The organism is Sphingomonas fuzhouensis, from assembly GCF_034659795.1.
GTDB classification, from domain to species: Bacteria; Pseudomonadota; Alphaproteobacteria; order Sphingomonadales; family Sphingomonadaceae; genus Sphingomonas; species Sphingomonas fuzhouensis.
Genome location: NZ_JAXSQY010000008.1, coordinates 39,311 through 54,002 on the forward strand (window position 1 = coordinate 39,311; position 14,692 = coordinate 54,002).

The 14,692-nt window shown below is 66.6% G+C and carries 11 protein-coding genes; 5 read left to right on the forward strand and 6 right to left on the reverse strand.

Features of this window, described 5'->3' with window-relative positions:
- Positions 1-20: 20 nt before the first annotated feature.
- The 4 genes from U1H82_RS15965 to U1H82_RS15980 form a co-directional block, all read right to left on the reverse strand.
- Positions 21-371, reverse strand: coding sequence for a DUF952 domain-containing protein (locus U1H82_RS15965; RefSeq protein ID WP_322965934.1), 351 nt, complete (start codon positions 369-371; stop codon positions 21-23).
- A complete protein-coding gene (gene gyrA / locus U1H82_RS15970; protein ID WP_322965935.1) occupies positions 368-3,118 on the reverse strand; it encodes a DNA gyrase subunit A in 2,751 nt (916 codons plus the stop codon). Before gyrA ends, U1H82_RS15965 begins: the two co-directional genes overlap by 4 nt.
- Positions 3,119-3,502: 384 nt before the next feature.
- A complete protein-coding gene (locus tag U1H82_RS15975) occupies positions 3,503-4,201 on the reverse strand; it encodes an SDR family NAD(P)-dependent oxidoreductase (RefSeq protein ID WP_322965936.1) in 699 nt (232 codons plus the stop codon).
- Positions 4,198-4,938, reverse strand: a complete 741-nt coding sequence (locus tag U1H82_RS15980) for a YaaA family protein (RefSeq protein ID WP_322965937.1) — start codon at positions 4,936-4,938, stop codon at positions 4,198-4,200. The genes U1H82_RS15975 and U1H82_RS15980 overlap by 4 nt, the downstream gene beginning before the upstream one ends.
- A gap of 169 nt (positions 4,939-5,107) precedes the next feature.
- Here U1H82_RS15980 and U1H82_RS15985 point away from each other — a divergent pair, with 169 nt between their 5' ends.
- Positions 5,108-6,394, forward strand: coding sequence for a hypothetical protein (locus U1H82_RS15985; protein WP_322965938.1), 1,287 nt, complete (start codon positions 5,108-5,110; stop codon positions 6,392-6,394).
- 133 nt (positions 6,395-6,527) lie between these two features.
- On the opposite strand, the gene U1H82_RS15990 is transcribed toward U1H82_RS15985, so the two are convergent.
- Complete coding sequence (locus U1H82_RS15990; RefSeq protein ID WP_042487895.1) at positions 6,528-6,995, reverse strand: Lrp/AsnC family transcriptional regulator; 468 nt, start codon at positions 6,993-6,995, stop codon at positions 6,528-6,530.
- A gap of 191 nt (positions 6,996-7,186) precedes the next feature.
- Between U1H82_RS15990 and U1H82_RS15995 the strand changes: the two genes are divergently transcribed.
- Both U1H82_RS15995 and U1H82_RS16000 read left to right on the forward strand, forming a co-directional pair.
- The gene (locus U1H82_RS15995) at positions 7,187-9,004 is read left to right on the forward strand and encodes a sensor histidine kinase (RefSeq protein WP_322965939.1); all 1,818 of its coding nucleotides are present in this window, start codon (positions 7,187-7,189) and stop codon (positions 9,002-9,004) included.
- Between the two features lie 2 nt (positions 9,005-9,006).
- The gene (locus tag U1H82_RS16000; RefSeq protein WP_322965940.1) at positions 9,007-10,005 is read left to right on the forward strand and encodes a polysaccharide deacetylase family protein; all 999 of its coding nucleotides are present in this window, start codon (positions 9,007-9,009) and stop codon (positions 10,003-10,005) included.
- 42 nt (positions 10,006-10,047) lie between these two features.
- Here U1H82_RS16000 and U1H82_RS16005 read toward each other — a convergent pair whose 3' ends face one another.
- Positions 10,048-11,091: a mannose-1-phosphate guanylyltransferase/mannose-6-phosphate isomerase gene (locus tag U1H82_RS16005; protein ID WP_322965942.1), complete on the reverse strand. Its 1,044-nt coding sequence runs from the start codon at positions 11,089-11,091 to the stop codon at positions 10,048-10,050.
- Positions 11,092-11,260: 169 nt separating this feature from the next.
- Between U1H82_RS16005 and U1H82_RS16010 the strand changes: the two genes are divergently transcribed.
- Positions 11,261-12,649, forward strand: a complete 1,389-nt coding sequence (locus tag U1H82_RS16010; protein WP_322965944.1) for a TIGR03013 family XrtA/PEP-CTERM system glycosyltransferase — start codon at positions 11,261-11,263, stop codon at positions 12,647-12,649.
- A gap of 2 nt (positions 12,650-12,651) precedes the next feature.
- Positions 12,652-14,670, forward strand: a complete 2,019-nt coding sequence (locus U1H82_RS16015) for a tetratricopeptide repeat protein (RefSeq protein WP_322965945.1) — start codon at positions 12,652-12,654, stop codon at positions 14,668-14,670.
- Positions 14,671-14,692 lie beyond the last annotated feature (22 nt).

Here is a 14,692-nt window from a genome sequence, read left to right on the forward strand (position 1 = left end):
ATCCATGATATCGTTCGGCGTCAGCCGGTAATGGGCAGCCGTACCGATCCGTCCTCGTCCCGCTCCATCGGGCCATAGGCGATGACCGCCACCAGCGGCAGCGGGGCGTAGAGATGCGGGAAGAGTTGGCCACCCCGGCTTTCTTCCCATTTCACCGCCTCGCCCATCGCCTCCAGATCGACGCCTGCGATATGCAGGTCGGTCTGGCCGGCGAAGTGCTTGTCGACCGTCTCGGTCAACTGCGCCGCGGTGGACAGGTGGATATAGCCATCGGCCACATCCACCGGTGCGCCCGCAAAGACGCCCTCTTTTTCCAGCACCGCCATCTGATCGGCGGTCAGTACCTTATAGGCGGTGGCGGGGCGGCTCATTCGCCATCCTCCGGGCCCGCCGCCAGGTTCTCGCCGACGACCGCATCCGGCTCGGGTGCGATGTCGGGGGTGCCGTCGGCCAGGTTCATCTCGGCATCCTCCTCGGTTTCCTCGATACGCGCGGCCGAGACGACATGCTCGCCCGCCGCGACGTTGAAGAGCCGCAGACCCGCCGAGCCGCGTCCGATGACGCGCAAGCTCGCCAGCGACATGCGGATCAGCTTGGCCTGATCGGTCACCAGCATTAGCTGATGTCCCTTGGACGCCGGGAAGCTGGCGACGACATCGCCGTTGCGGGCGATATTGTCGATATTGGTGATGCCCTGACCACCGCGACCGGTGCGGCGATATTCATAGGCCGAGGACAGCTTGCCATAGCCATTGGCGCAGACGGTCAGGATGAACTGCTCGGAGTTGCGCAGCTCCTCATAGCGTTCGACCGACAGTTCGGGCTCGCCTTCCTTCTCGCCCTTCCAGGGGGCGAAGCGGAGGTAGGCCTCGCGTTCTTCCTGGGTGGTGCCGACGCGGTGCAGGACCGAGAGCGAGATAACTTCGTCCTCGCCCTTGAGCGCGATGCCGCGCACGCCGGTCGAGGTGCGGCTCTGGAACTCGCGCACATCGTCGGCGGCGAAGCGGATCGCGCGGCCGCAACGGGTGGCGAGCAGCACATCGTCCTCGGCGCCGAGCAGCGCGACGCCGATCAGCCGGTCCTCGCTGCCCTCTTCGAAACGCATCGCGATCTTGCCGTTCGAGGGGACGTTGGTGAACGCATCCATCGAGTTGCGGCGCACCGCACCCTTGGCGGTGGCGAACATGACGTGGAGCGCGCCCCACTCCGCCTCGTCCTCCGGCAGCGGCAACACGGTCGAGATGACCTCGCCCGGTGCCAGCGGCAACAGGTTGACCATCGGCCGTCCGCGCGTGGCGGGCCCACCCTCGGGCAGACGCCAGACCTTGTAGCGATAGACCTTGCCATGGTTCGAGAAGAACAGGACCGGCGTGTGGGTGCTGGTCACGAACAGCTCGGTAACGACGTCCTCGTCCTTGGTCGCCATGCCCGACCGGCCCTTGCCGCCCCGGTTCTGCGCGCGGAAGGCATCGAGCGGGGTGCGCTTGATATAGCCCTGCATGGTCACGGTGACGACCATGTCCTCGCGCTCGATCAGGTCCTCGTCGTCGATACCGTCGGCAGCGGCAGCGATTTCCGAGCGGCGCGGGGTCGCGAACTGGTCGCGGATCACCACCAACTCACCGCGCATGACCTCATACAGCTTCACGCGGTTGGCGAGGATTTCGAGCAGTTCGGTGATCGAGTCCGCCAGACCCTTCAGCTCGTCGCCGATCTCGTCACGGCCGAGCGCGGTCAGGCGGTGCAGGCGCAGGTCGAGGATCGCGCGAACCTGAGTCTCCGACAGGCGATAGGTGTCGCCAAAGCCTTCGCTCTCGACCGCTTCGACCAACCGGATATAGGGCGCGATCTCGGCGATCGGCCATTCGCGGGCGAGCAGCGCTTCACGCGCGGCGACGGGCGAGGCCGAGCCGCGGATGATGCGCACCACCTCGTCCAGGTTCGTCACCGCGATGACGAGGCCCAGCAAGATGTGGGCCCGCTCGCGCGCCTTGGCCAGTTCGAACTTCGAGCGGCGGGTGATGACCTGCTCGCGGAACTGGACGAAGGCCTGGATGATATCGCGCAGGTTCAGCAATTCGGGCCGCCCGCCGCGAATGGCAAGCATATTGGCCGGGAAGCTGGTCTGGGCGGGGGTGTGCCGCCAGAGCTGGTTGAGCACGACTTCCGGGGTCGCATCGCGCTTCAGGTCGATGACGATGCGAACGCCTTCGCGGTTCGACTCGTCGCGAATGTCGCTGATCCCCTCGATCCGCTTTTCCTTGGCGGCTTCGGCGATCTTCTCGACCAGGGCGTTCTTGCCCTGCTGATAGGGGATTTCGGTGAGGACGATGGCCCGGCGGTCGCCGCGCATCTCCTCGATCTCGTGGCGCGAACGCACGATGATCGAACCGCGCCCGGTCTGGTACGCCGAGCGCGCGCCCGAACGGCCCAGGATCAGCGCGCCTGTCGGGAAGTCGGGGGCGGGGACGATCTCGTTCAGTTCCTCGACCGTAATCGCGCCGTTTTCCATGTACGCGAGACAGGCATTGACCACCTCGCCCAGGTTATGCGGCGGGATGTTGGTGGCCATGCCGACCGCGATACCGCCCGCGCCGTTGACCAGCAGGTTCGGATACTGGGCAGGCAGGACCGTGGGTTCGCGTTCCGAGCCGTCATAGTTGGGCTGGAAGTCGACCGTGTCCTTGTCGAGATCGTCGAGCAGCGAATTGGCGACCTTGGCCAGACGCGCCTCGGTGTAACGCATCGCGGCGGGCGGATCGGGGTCCATCGAGCCGAAATTGCCTTGGCCGTCGATCAGCGGCACGCGCATCGACCAGTCCTGCGCCATGCGGGCCAGTGCGTCGTAGATCGCGCTGTCGCCGTGCGGATGGTATTTACCCATCACGTCACCGACGATGCGCGCCGACTTGCGATAGGGCTTGCCCGCGACGAAGCCGCTTTCGGCGGCCGAATAGAGGATACGGCGATGGACGGGCTTCAGGCCGTCACGCACATCGGGCAGCGCACGCGCCACGATCACGCTCATCGCATAGTCGAGATAGCTCGACTTCATCTCGTCGACGATGGAGATCGTCGAAATATCGGAAGGTTCCGCGAGGGTCGTCTCGTCGGCCAAAGTCTGTTGCTTTCCGGCTTGATGGTCAGATGGGAATTGTCGTTCCTAGCCCAGCGGAAAGCGCCTGACCACCCCCGCGCAACCCATTCGCGAGCGGCCGTTCGGGAGAAACGGTGACGGCGCGGAACGGGGCGGCGGGGATGGGCCCGACGCCTATGCTCCCCCCTCGGCAGCAGGATCGCGGGACTTTGGAGGCGCTGGCCGCCGACGGGAGTAAACGGCGGCCAGCCATGTCCTTATGAGGAGTAAGCGGTTTCCGAGGAATGTCGCAGATGTTACCATCTTGTCATAATGTTGATTTGGTAAGGGTTTAAGGCTGTTTGAGGGCCTGAGGGCTCACGCATTTCGTCATTGCGGCGTTCCCTGCATCCCTCTCTGCGAGGATCAGGGCTGGACCTCCTTGCCCTCCCAATCGAACAGCTTGCCGCTGTCGGGGGCCTTCAACCCGTCGATCACGTCGAGCAGCTGCACCGCCGCGCGGTCAGACGTGAACAGCCCGCCGGGGCGGACATTGCCCTGGAACGGCTGGGACAGCGCGGTGTCGACCGTGCCGGGATGCAGCGCGACGACGATCGAGCGGTCGTTGCGCCGCTTATGCTCGATCGCCAGCGTGCGGATAAACTGGTTGAGCGCCGCCTTCGACGCGCGATAGCCGTACCAGCCGCCCATCCGATTGTCGGAGATCGAGCCGACACGGGCGGAGAGCGCGGCGAAGATCGTCTTGCCGGTGCGCGGCATCAGCGGCAGCAGATGCTTGGCGACCAGCGCCGGGCCGATCGCATTGACCGCGAAATTGCGCGTCAGCCATTCGGGCGAAAGCTGGTCGATCGCCTTTTCGGGACCATGCTCGCCGTCATGGAGCAGGCCGGTTGCGACGATCACCAGATCGGGGGCGGGGCCCTTGGCGATCCGCGCGGTGGCGGCGGCGATGCTGGCTTCGTCCTCGATATCGATATGGCCGTCACCAGGGCTCGAACGGGCAAAGCGCGTGACGCTCACGCCTTCTTCCTCCAGCGCGTCGGCGATCGCACCGCCGATCCCGCCCGAGGCGCCGATGACGACCGCCCGCTTCCACGCGCTCATCGCACGAATCTCCAAAGGTCCTGCGTGCTTGCCTCGGCGTCGAACGCATAGCCGTCGCTATCGAAGCCGCGCATGGCGTCGGTATCGGTGACGTGGTGCTCGATCATCCAGCGGGCCATCGCGCCGCGCGCCTTCTTGGCGTGGAAGCTGACGAAGCGGTCGCCTTCGCGGAAATCGACCGCGATGACGCGGATCGAGGTGGGCAGCTTGCCCTCGGCCGCATGCCAATATTCCTGGCTGGCGAGGTTCAGGATCGTGCCCGATCCTTCCGTCTCGACCTCCTGGGCCAGCCGTTCTGCGATCCGGTCGCCCCACCAGTCGGTCAGCTTGCCGCCACCCGGCGCCCAGCGCGTGCCCATCTCCAGCCGATAGGGCCGCATCGCATCGAGCGGGCGGAGCAGGCCGTAAAGCCCCGACAGCATCCGCAAATGATCCTGTGCGAACAGGATGGCGGGCATGTCGAGCGACTTGGCCTCAAGCCCGGTATAGACGTCGCCGGCAAAGGCGAACATCGCGGGCCGCTCGGGTGCGGTCGGGAAATCGCGGAAGCGTTCGGCATTCAGTTGCGCCAGCGCGGGCGAAATGCGCATCAGCGAGGCGAGCTTTTCCTCGCCAAGCCCCGAGGCGGCCTTGGCCAGTGCCATCGCCTCCTCGGCAAAGTGCGGCATGGTGGGCGCGAGGTCGGGCAGGGGGCTCTGATAGTCGAGCGTCTTGGCGGGGGAGATGACGGCGATCATGCCGCGCGGGCTAGCGCCGGGAGCGTTCGCGTTCAATCCGCGTTCAGCGCGGGATGGATAAGTGGGGGCATCCATCAATTGCTTTGCTTGAACGGGACGCGCGCTGTCCCTATCAAGCCTGCCATCGACGATCCCGGACCGACCGGCTGTATTCTTGGAGAGAATTCGCATGAAAATCATACCGAAGCTCGCGCTGGCGGCCGCGCTCGCGACGGGCATGGGCAGCGTCGTGCTGACCGCGCCCGCGTCGGCCGAGAAGAAGAAGGAAGAAGCAGGCGGTCTGAAGCTGAGCCCCGAAGCGCTGAAGGCCGCTCAGGCCGCCCAGCCGGTGCTGCAGCAGAAGAACTATGCCGCCGCCGAGCCGCTGATCGCGGCCGTCGAAGCCGCGGCCAAGACCGAGGACGACAAATATATCGCGGCGGCGATGCGCTACGAGCTCGAATCGGGCAAGCTCTTCGCGGCGCAGCAGGCCAATCCCAACGCGCCGATCGACGAGTCGGTGCTCGCCAAGCCGCTTGACGCGCTGATCGCCAGCCCGTCGACCCCGGCGGCCGACAAGCCGCGCTACGTCTATCGTCGTGGTGCGCTGGCCTTCAACGGCAAGCAGTATCCGATCGCGCTGCAATATTTCCAGCAGGCCAAGCAGCTCGGCTATAACGATCCGAACCTGCCGATGCTGATCGTCAAGTCGAAGATCGAAATGGGCGATGTCGCGGGCGGCAACGCCGAACTCGCCTCGGTGATCGACCAGATGAACGCCTCGGGCCAGAAGGCGCCGGAGGACTATTACAAGTTCGCCATCGGTCGTGCCAACAAGGCCAAGATGGTGCCCGAGACGCTGGGCTGGATGCGCAAGTGGATCGCGGCCTATCCGACCGCGCAGAACTGGCGCAACGCCCTGGTCATCTATGGCCTGCAGCCGGGTTCGCTGGCGACGCTGGACAAGAACCAGAAGCTGGATCTGTTCCGCCTGATGCGCGCGTCCAAGTCGCTGGCCGACCAGAACGACTATATGGAATATGCGCAGTATGCGACGGACAAGGGCCTGCCCGCCGAGGCAGCCACCGTGCTGAAGGAAGGCATGGCGACCGGCAAGATCCCGGCTGGCAACGCCACCGCCAAGGCGATGCTGACCGCCGCCGAAGCCAAGAGCCGCCAGGAAGGCTCGCTCGCCCCGACCGAGGCGCGCGCCAAGTCGGCCAGCGACGGCAAGCTCGCCGCGCTGACGGCCGAGGCCTATTATGGCCAGGGCAACTACGCCAAGGCGGCCGAGCTCTATCGCTTGGCGCTGCAAAAGGGCGGCGTCGATGCCAATGAGGTGAATACGCGCCTCGGCATCGCGCTGGCTGCTGGTGGCGACAAGGCGGGTGCCAAGGCCGCGTTCGATGCCGTCAAGGGCGCGCCGCGCGCCGATCTGGCGAGCTTCTGGACCACCTGGCTGGCGACCCAGGTCTAAGGAATGGAGGCCCGCACTGGAAACGGTGCGGGCCTTTTCACTGGGCGAAGTCGAAGGCCAAGCGCCAACGCCAATAAAAAAGGCCGGTCCTCCAGAACGGAGAACCGGCCTTTTTATTGCCACCGAAACCGGATCAATCGGCTTCGATCGGAATCCCCGACACCTGCTTGGCGGTGCGGATAGTCAGCGATGTCTTGACGCTGGCGACATTGGGGGCGGGCGTCAGATGGCCGGTCAGGATTTCCTGGAAGCTCTTCAGGTCCGACGCGACGATCTTCAGGATGAAGTCGATCTCGCCGTTGAGCATATGGCATTCGCGCACTTCGGGAATTCCGGCGACATGGGCCTCGAACGCCGCCAGGTCATGCTCGGCCTGGCTGCGCAGCGACACCATCGCGAATACGGTGATCGGAAAGCCCAGCCGGGCGGCGTCCAGATCGGCGTGATAGCCGCGAATGGCCCCGGCTTCCTCCAGCGCGCGGACGCGACGCAGGCAGGGTGGCGCGGTCAAACCGACGCGCTCGGCAAGCTCCACATTGGTCATACGGCCATCGGCCTGCAACAGCGCCAGGATCTGTCGATCGATGCGATCGAGCGCCATTACACAATACTCCACATAAAAAGCCGAATCCCTATGCTCTTGAACGGCACACTATAAGAAAATTACGCACTACCGCAATTCTCCGGCATTGCAACGGCACGGATAAGGATATTTGCAGGTTACCAGTTGGAAGGATAAGGACGTTAAACGAAAGGCCTGTAGGCCGATATGCCATGCGTGAAGGGAGCTCAGTGCGGTTCGACGATAGTCTGGCGACGATTTTATCGGCCGACACTGCGACGCCATTCGGCGCGCAGACCGCCTGGCGGCAGCTGGTCGACCTGATAAGCCGTGGCCGCGCACCTGCCGATCCCGCCATGCTGGAGCGGCTTGCCGCGCTGCGTGACGCGGTGCCCGAGGCGGTACGTGTCGCGAGCGCGCGCATCCTTTGTAGCAGCCGGCCGCCCGCCGCTTTGGTCGGCTTCTTTGCCGAGGACGCGCTGGCCGTCGCCGCTACCGTGCTGCGCGTCGCGCAGCTCGACGATGCCGACTGGCTGGCGATCCTGCCACGCCTGACCCCGCGCACCCGATCGATCCTGCGTCACCGTCGCGACCTGTCGGATGCGGTGGTGCGGGGCCTGGACAGCTTCGGGGCGGTCGATTTCGTCCTGCCGCACGTCCCGGCCGAGGCTGCGCCGCAGGTTATCGCGCCTGCCGCAGAAACGGCTCCGGCGCCGGAGCCGGTTATCGAGGCGCCCGCAGCGGAAGCACCTGTCCTTGCCGAGGCCGAGATGCCCGTCGAGGAAGAGGCGCCGCCGCTATCGGTTCTGCTCGATCCGTTGCCGACCCAGGCCGCTACACCCTTCGTCGCCTTGGGCCAGGTGGCGCGAAGCCTGCCGTTCATGGCCGAGGCGATGCGACACGCGCCGCCGCCCGCCGCGCCGCCACGTTACGAGATCGCGGATCTCGTCGCGCGAATCGATGCCTTCAACCAGCGGCGCGAGGAAGTGACCGGCGCGACGCAGAGCGATGCCGGGCCCGCCCATTTCGATTTCGAAACCGACGCCAACGGCCTGATCCTGGGTGTCGAAGGCGTGACGCGCGGCCCGCTGGTCGGGGTCAGCATCGCCGAAACCGCGATGCAGGGGCTGGCGCAGTTTGACGGCGTCGCCATGGGCGCGTTCCGCCGTCGTTCGGGCTTTCGCGATGCGCGGCTGGAGATTGGCGGCAGTTCGGCGGCGGCGGGGTCGTGGCGGGTGTCCGCCATGCCGTTTTTCGACTCCGTTTCCGGACGTTATGCTGGCTATCGCGGCAGCGGCCGTCGCCCGCGCCGGGACGAGATGGCCAATGTCGTCGAAAAGGCGCCCGAGACATCGTCGTCCGATTCGCTGCGCCAGCTGGTCCATGAGCTCCGCACCCCCGCCAACGCCGTGGCGGGCTTTGCCGAACTGATCGAGAGCGAGTTGCTGGGCCCCGTCGCGCCCGTCTACCGCGACCGCGCCAGCGCGATCCGGTCGATGGCCGCCGATCTGCTGGCTTCGGTCGAGGATTTGGACACTGCCGCGCGGATCGAAGGCCATGTGCTGGAACTTCGCCCAACGATCGTGCCGCTCGTGCCGCTGATTCAGCGCGTGCTGGGCGATCTGCGGCCATTGGCGGAGCTGCGTCGCGCGGAAATCCGGTTCGATCCGTCATCTTCGCCCATCGCGGCGCTGGCCGACGACCGGGCCTGTGAGCGGTTGCTGATGCGGCTCTTCTCGGTGCTGCTGTCGAACTGCGTGGTCGGTGAGCGCCTGACTGCCAGCCTGTCGGTCGATCAGGGTATGGCGGCGTTGCGGATCGATCGCCCGCTTGCCCTGACGGTCGAGGCCGATGCCGCGCTGCTCAGCGAAGCCGGGGACGAGGAACAGCGCGATGGCGCGCCCTTGCTGGGCACCGGCTTCTCGCTGCGCCTGATCGACAAGCTGGGTGCCGAGATGGGCGGTGGGCTGACCATCGGGCTGCACCGCGTCGTCCTGGCGCTGCCCATCGGCGATGATCAGCGGGCAGGGCAGGCATCGATCGCCTGACCGTGTCGGACGTCGTTCGCCCCCGGTTTCACGAGGCCGCCGCCGCCGCCGAACGGATAGCGTGGCCCGCCGATTTCGGGCGGCGCTTCCTGGTGACGGTCGATGTCGAGGAGGAGTTCGACTGGACGGCACCGCTCGATCGGCGGCACCGCTCGACCAAGGCGATGCGGGCCTTTGGCGAAGCGCATCGTCGCTTTGCCCAGGCCGGGGTCGGATTGACCTGCATGGTCGATTATCCCGTCGCGGTCGACCGGGTGGCGGTCGATATCCTGTCGGAATGCCTGGCGGACGGCCGGTCGGAGATCGGCGCGCAGCTCCATGCCTGGGTCACGCCGCCTTATCAGGAGGTTGTCGACCCGTTTACCAGCCATGCGGGCAATCTGCCGATCGGACTTGAGATCGCCAAGCTCGATTCGCTGACGGATGCGATCGTCGCCTCCTTCGGTACGCAACCGCGGATTTTCCGTTCGGGCCGGTACGGACTGGGCCCCTGTTCACTGTCGCTGCTGGCGGAGCGGGGCTATCGGATCGACAGTTCGATGCGCGCGCTACACGATTATGGCGCGACGGGCGGCATGGATTTCAGCGCCGTCGATGCGCATGGTTTCCGACGCGAAGGGATGATCGAGCTGCCGCTGACGAGCGTCTATACCGGCCTGCTCCGGCGACGCGGCGCGGCCCTCTATCGCCGGGCGGGGCATTGGCCGCATGGGCGCGGCGTGATGGCGCGGGCCGGGTTGCTCAACCGGATTCCCCTGACGCCGGAAGGCGTGGGGATACGCGATGCGCTGGCGGGCATCGACCGGGCGTTGGCCGATGGGGTCCGCCTGCTGACCTTTTCCTTTCACTCGCCGACGCTGGAACCGGGCCATACGCCCTATGTCCGCAATGCGGCCGACCGGGCGATGTTCGATCGCTGGTGGGATGCGGTTTTCGATCGGCTGGCCCGGCACGGCGTGACCGCGACGACGATCGACGAGGTCCTGTCCGCCATCGGCTAAACGATTGGCCGGGCTTTGCCGTCGCAGGCCCGGCCGGTTCGATCAGCGCTTCATCGCCTCGATCAGCTTCTTGACGTCCTGGCTGCGCCCGCGCGGCAGGATCAGGATATCGTCGCCGCTCGCCACGACGATCAGGTCCTGCACATCGACCGCCGCCACGCGCACGCGATCGGTACGGATCAGGCAGTTCTTGGTGTCGATCGCCAGCACTTCGCCGCGATGCGCGTTGCCGAAGCCGTCTAGCTCGCTGATCGCGTGCAGCGCGTCCCAGCTGCCGACATCGTTCCAGCCCATGGCCACGGGGACCACCGCAACCCGGTCGGCACGTTCCATCACGGCATAGTCGATCGAATCGGACGGGCAGGCGGCAAAGGCGGTTTCGTCGGGGCAGATGCGCTTGCCCTCACGCTTGGCGGCGCGAACCGCCTGCTCGGCGGCGACCAGCATTTCGGGCGCGTGCTGGCCGAGTTCCTCCAGATAGCGGTCGGCGCGGAACAGGAAGATGCCGCCGTTCCACGCATAGTCGCCGCGCGCCAGCATGGCCTCGGCGCGTTCCAGACGGGGCTTTTCGACGAAGCGGGCGACCTGATGCACGCCCGGCGCGATCTCGCGACCGACCTGAATCCAGCCATAGCCCGTCTCGGGCTTGTCGGCGGCGATGCCGAAGGTGGCGAGCCAGCCCTGCGACACCATCGGCAGCGCGGCGCGGATCGCGGCGTGGAAGGCGTCGAGATCGGCGATGACGTGATCCGACGGCATGACCAACAGAACGTCCTCGGGCTTGGCGACCAAAGCTGCCAGCGCGATGGCGGGCGCGGTGTTGCGCGCGACCGGCTCCAGGATCAGCGCCTGGGGCGGGGTGCCCGCCTCGGTCAGCTGGCTTTCGACCAGATCGGCATGCCGCTGGCCCGCGACGACGATCGGCGCGGCGAAGTCGTTGGAATTGGTCCGCTGCGCCGTCAGCTGCAACATCGTCTCATCGGACGTCAGCGGCAGAAGCTGCTTGGGCATCTCGGGCTTGGACATCGGCCAGAGACGCGTGCCGGAACCACCGGACAGGATGACCGGCACGATTGGATTATGCATGTATGCCCCTTCTTGTTGCCGCGCCACCGACGCATATCGCGGTGGCGGGATCGCCTATAACGCGGCAGAACGCATATCTTCACCGTTCGTTTGTCATTGTCTGTAAAAATTGGGACAAGCCGGTGTGAAAGCCAGGGTTGCGTGTGCGTTGGGGATGTCCGTTCGGTAGATGATCCGCCTGTTCAAACATTATGTCCCCCATGCCGCGCTGTTGCTGGGATTGGTCGATTTCCTGCTGCTGATGCTGGCGGCGGAGCTCGGCTGGGTGCTGCGGGCCCGGCAGATCGGCTATCCGGTGGGGTCGCTCCTGGAACGGCTGCCCCAGGTGCTGAGCTTTGCGATCCCGCTTCAGATCGCGCTGCTTGCGGTCGGGGCCTATGCCGCCGCCTCGTTCCTGTCGCTGCGTTTCGCTGCGGCGCGGCTGATGGTCGCGATCTCGCTGGGCGTGATCTTCCTGTCGCTGATCTTCTTTTTCTTCCCGACCCTGTCCTATTGGCGATCGAGCCTGTTCTTCTCGATGGTCCTCGCGGTCGTGCTGCTGGTCGTGGTGCGCGGGCTACTCGGCAGCTTCCTGGGCGGCGACCGGTTCAAGCGACGCGTCATCCTGATGGGTGCGGGCGAGCGGGCGGCACAGATCGCCGCGCTTGCCGAACGGCCGGGCAGCAATTTCCTGGTCGCGGGCGCGATCGCCATGAATGCGCAGGAGGCCGCGATCCCCGGCGCGGTCCAGCGTAGCGCCATTCCCAACCTGCAGGCCTTCGTCATCGACCGCGAGGCGAGCGAGGTCGTGCTGGCGCTTCAGGAGCGGCGTGGTTCGTTGCCCTATCAGGACTTGCTGCGCGTTCGCACGACCGGCGTACAGGTATCAGAATTATCGACATTTCTGGAGCGGCAGACGGGGCGCATCGACCTGGCGTCCGTCAGCCATAGCTGGCTGATCTTTTCCGAGGGCTTTTCCTCGGGCCGCATGTGGTCGGCCACGGCCAAGCGCGCCTTCGACATTTCGGTCAGCCTGATCCTGCTGATCGTCGCGGTGCCCGTCATCCTGGTGACGGCGATCGCCATTCGCCTGGAATCGAGCGGCCCCGCCATCTATCGTCAGCGGCGTGTGGGCCTGTTCAACGAGCCCTTCGACATTCCCAAGCTTCGATCGATGCGCCAGGATGCCGAGGTGGCGGGGCATGCGGTCTGGGCAGAAAAGGACGATCCCCGCATTACCCGGATCGGGCGCTTCATTCGCAAGGTACGGATCGACGAACTGCCGCAGATCTGGTCGGTTTTGACCGGCGAAATGAGCTTTGTCGGCCCCCGCCCCGAACGGCCGCAATTCGTCGAGCAGCTGGAGCAGCAAATCCCCTTTTACGCCGAGCGCCACATGGTGAAGCCTGGGATCACCGGCTGGGCCCAGCTCAACTATCCATATGGCGCGTCGATCGAGGATGCCCGGCACAAGCTGGAATATGACCTTTATTACGCCAAGAATTACTCGCCCTTTCTCGACGCGCTGATCCTGCTCCAGACGTTGCGCGTCATCCTGTGGCCATCGGGCGCCCGCTGAGCATGACCGGCGATCCGGCTGCGACGCCCCCGGTGCGCGATCGGCGGCGCTCGCATCCCTATCCGATGTTGCGGCGCAAGCGGCGCATCTGGCGGCGGCGGTCGATCCGGCGGCGCATGCGCGTCCTGGCCGTGCTGGGCGTGATCGGCCTGGCCATGGCGGGGCTGTTCACGCTGCTCCATGGTCGCAAGCCCCCGATCGATCCGGCGCAGGCGTTGCGGCGGGCGACGATCGCGCTGGAGGCGGGGAATTATCATGCGGCCTATGACCAGGCCCGACAAGCGGCGGAGGTCGCGCCCCGATCCCGTGCCGCGCAGATGCTGCTGGCCCGCGCCAGCCTGTTGCTGGGTGAGGGGGTGACGGCGGAGGCCGCGCTCGACCGGGCACTGGCCGATGGCGTGCCGCTGGAGCAGACGCTGGCGGCGCGGGCCGAGGCACGGCTGATCCAGGGCAATCTGGCGGGCGCGCAGGACGCGGTCGATCATATGCCCGCCGAGCGTGATGCGGCGATGACGCGGATTGCCGCCAAATTGGCAGCGGCGCAGGGCGGCGGCGGCGCGCAACTGCGGCAGGACCTGCAAGCGCTGGTCACCCGCGATGCGAACGATGCGCGCGCCTGGACCGATCTGGGGCGCAGCCGCTTCGGCGCAGGGGACATGGACGGCGCATCGCAGGCGGCCGCGCGAGCGGTGGCGCTGGCCCCGGCCGATCCCGATGCCTTGACGCTTCAGGGCGAGGTGGTGCGCGCGCGTTACGGACTGGCGGCGGGCTTGCCCTGGTTCCGGGCGGCGTTGAACCACGATGCCTATCACTACCCAGCGTTGATCCAATATGCCGCGACTCTGGGCGATATGGGCCGGGCCAGCGACGCGCTGGTGGTCACCCGTACGGCGCTGGTATCGCAGCCGGGGAGCCCCGATGCCTTCTACCTTCAGGCGGTCATCGCCGCGCGCGCGGGGCGCTATGCGCTGGCGCAGGAGCTGTTGGAACTGACGCGCGGTGCGTTCTATGCGCGACCGGCGGCGGTGCTGCTGAAGGGCGCTCTGGCCTATGCGCAAAAGCAGCCCCAGCTGGCCGTGCGCGCCTGGGCGCGGCTGGTGGCGATGCAGCCGATGAACATAGCGGCGCGCGAATTGCTGGCGGCGGCGCAGCTCGGCGCGGGAGACCGGCCCGGCGCGCTTGCGACGCTTCGTCCTATCCTGGCGCGGGCGGATGCCGATGGCTATGCGCTCCGCCTGGCCATGACCGCCGCGCCGGGGGAGGCCGCCGCCCTCACCGACCGGACAGCCCATGCCGATCGGGGCGATTCGACGATCTTTCGCCCCGATCGCCCGCTTGGTGACCTTGCGATGGCGGCAGAGGAGACACCGGGCGACCCGACCTATGCGCTGGGGCTGATCCGTGGACTGGCGAGCCAGGGCGACCGGGCCGCCGCAATCCGGACGGCACAGGCACTGGTCAGGGCCAGCCCCGGTGCCCCCGCCGCGCAACTGGCCTATGGCGATACGCTGGCGACCGCCGGACGCCATGCCGAGGCGCTGGCGCCTTATGCCAGAGCGGCCGACCTGACCTTTGACGAGCCGACCATGTTGCGGCTGATCGATACCTATCAGCGGACCGGCCATGCCCGCGACGCGGCGGTCAGCCTGGGCCTGTACCTGTCGCAGAATCCGCAGAGCATCGTGGCACGCCGGCTATTGGCGCAATGGCAGATGAAGGCCGGGCAATGGGATGCCGCGATCGAGACATTGGAGGGGCTTCGCAGCCAGCTTGGTCTGCGCGACGTCGCACTGCTGCACGATCTCGCCATTGCCTATGCCGAAATCGGCGATGGCGAGGTGGCGCGGCGATATGGCGCGGCGGCCTATCGCCTGGAGCCGATGAACGCAGCGGTGGCCGATGCCTATGGCCAGGCGCTGGCGGCGGCCGGGCAGGATGACGGCGCGCGGCAATTGTTCGACAAGGCGCTGGCTCTGGCGCCTGGTGATCCCGTGATTCTGGCGCACCGCGCGGGACTCTGACGCTCGCCGCTTGGCAGGCGGA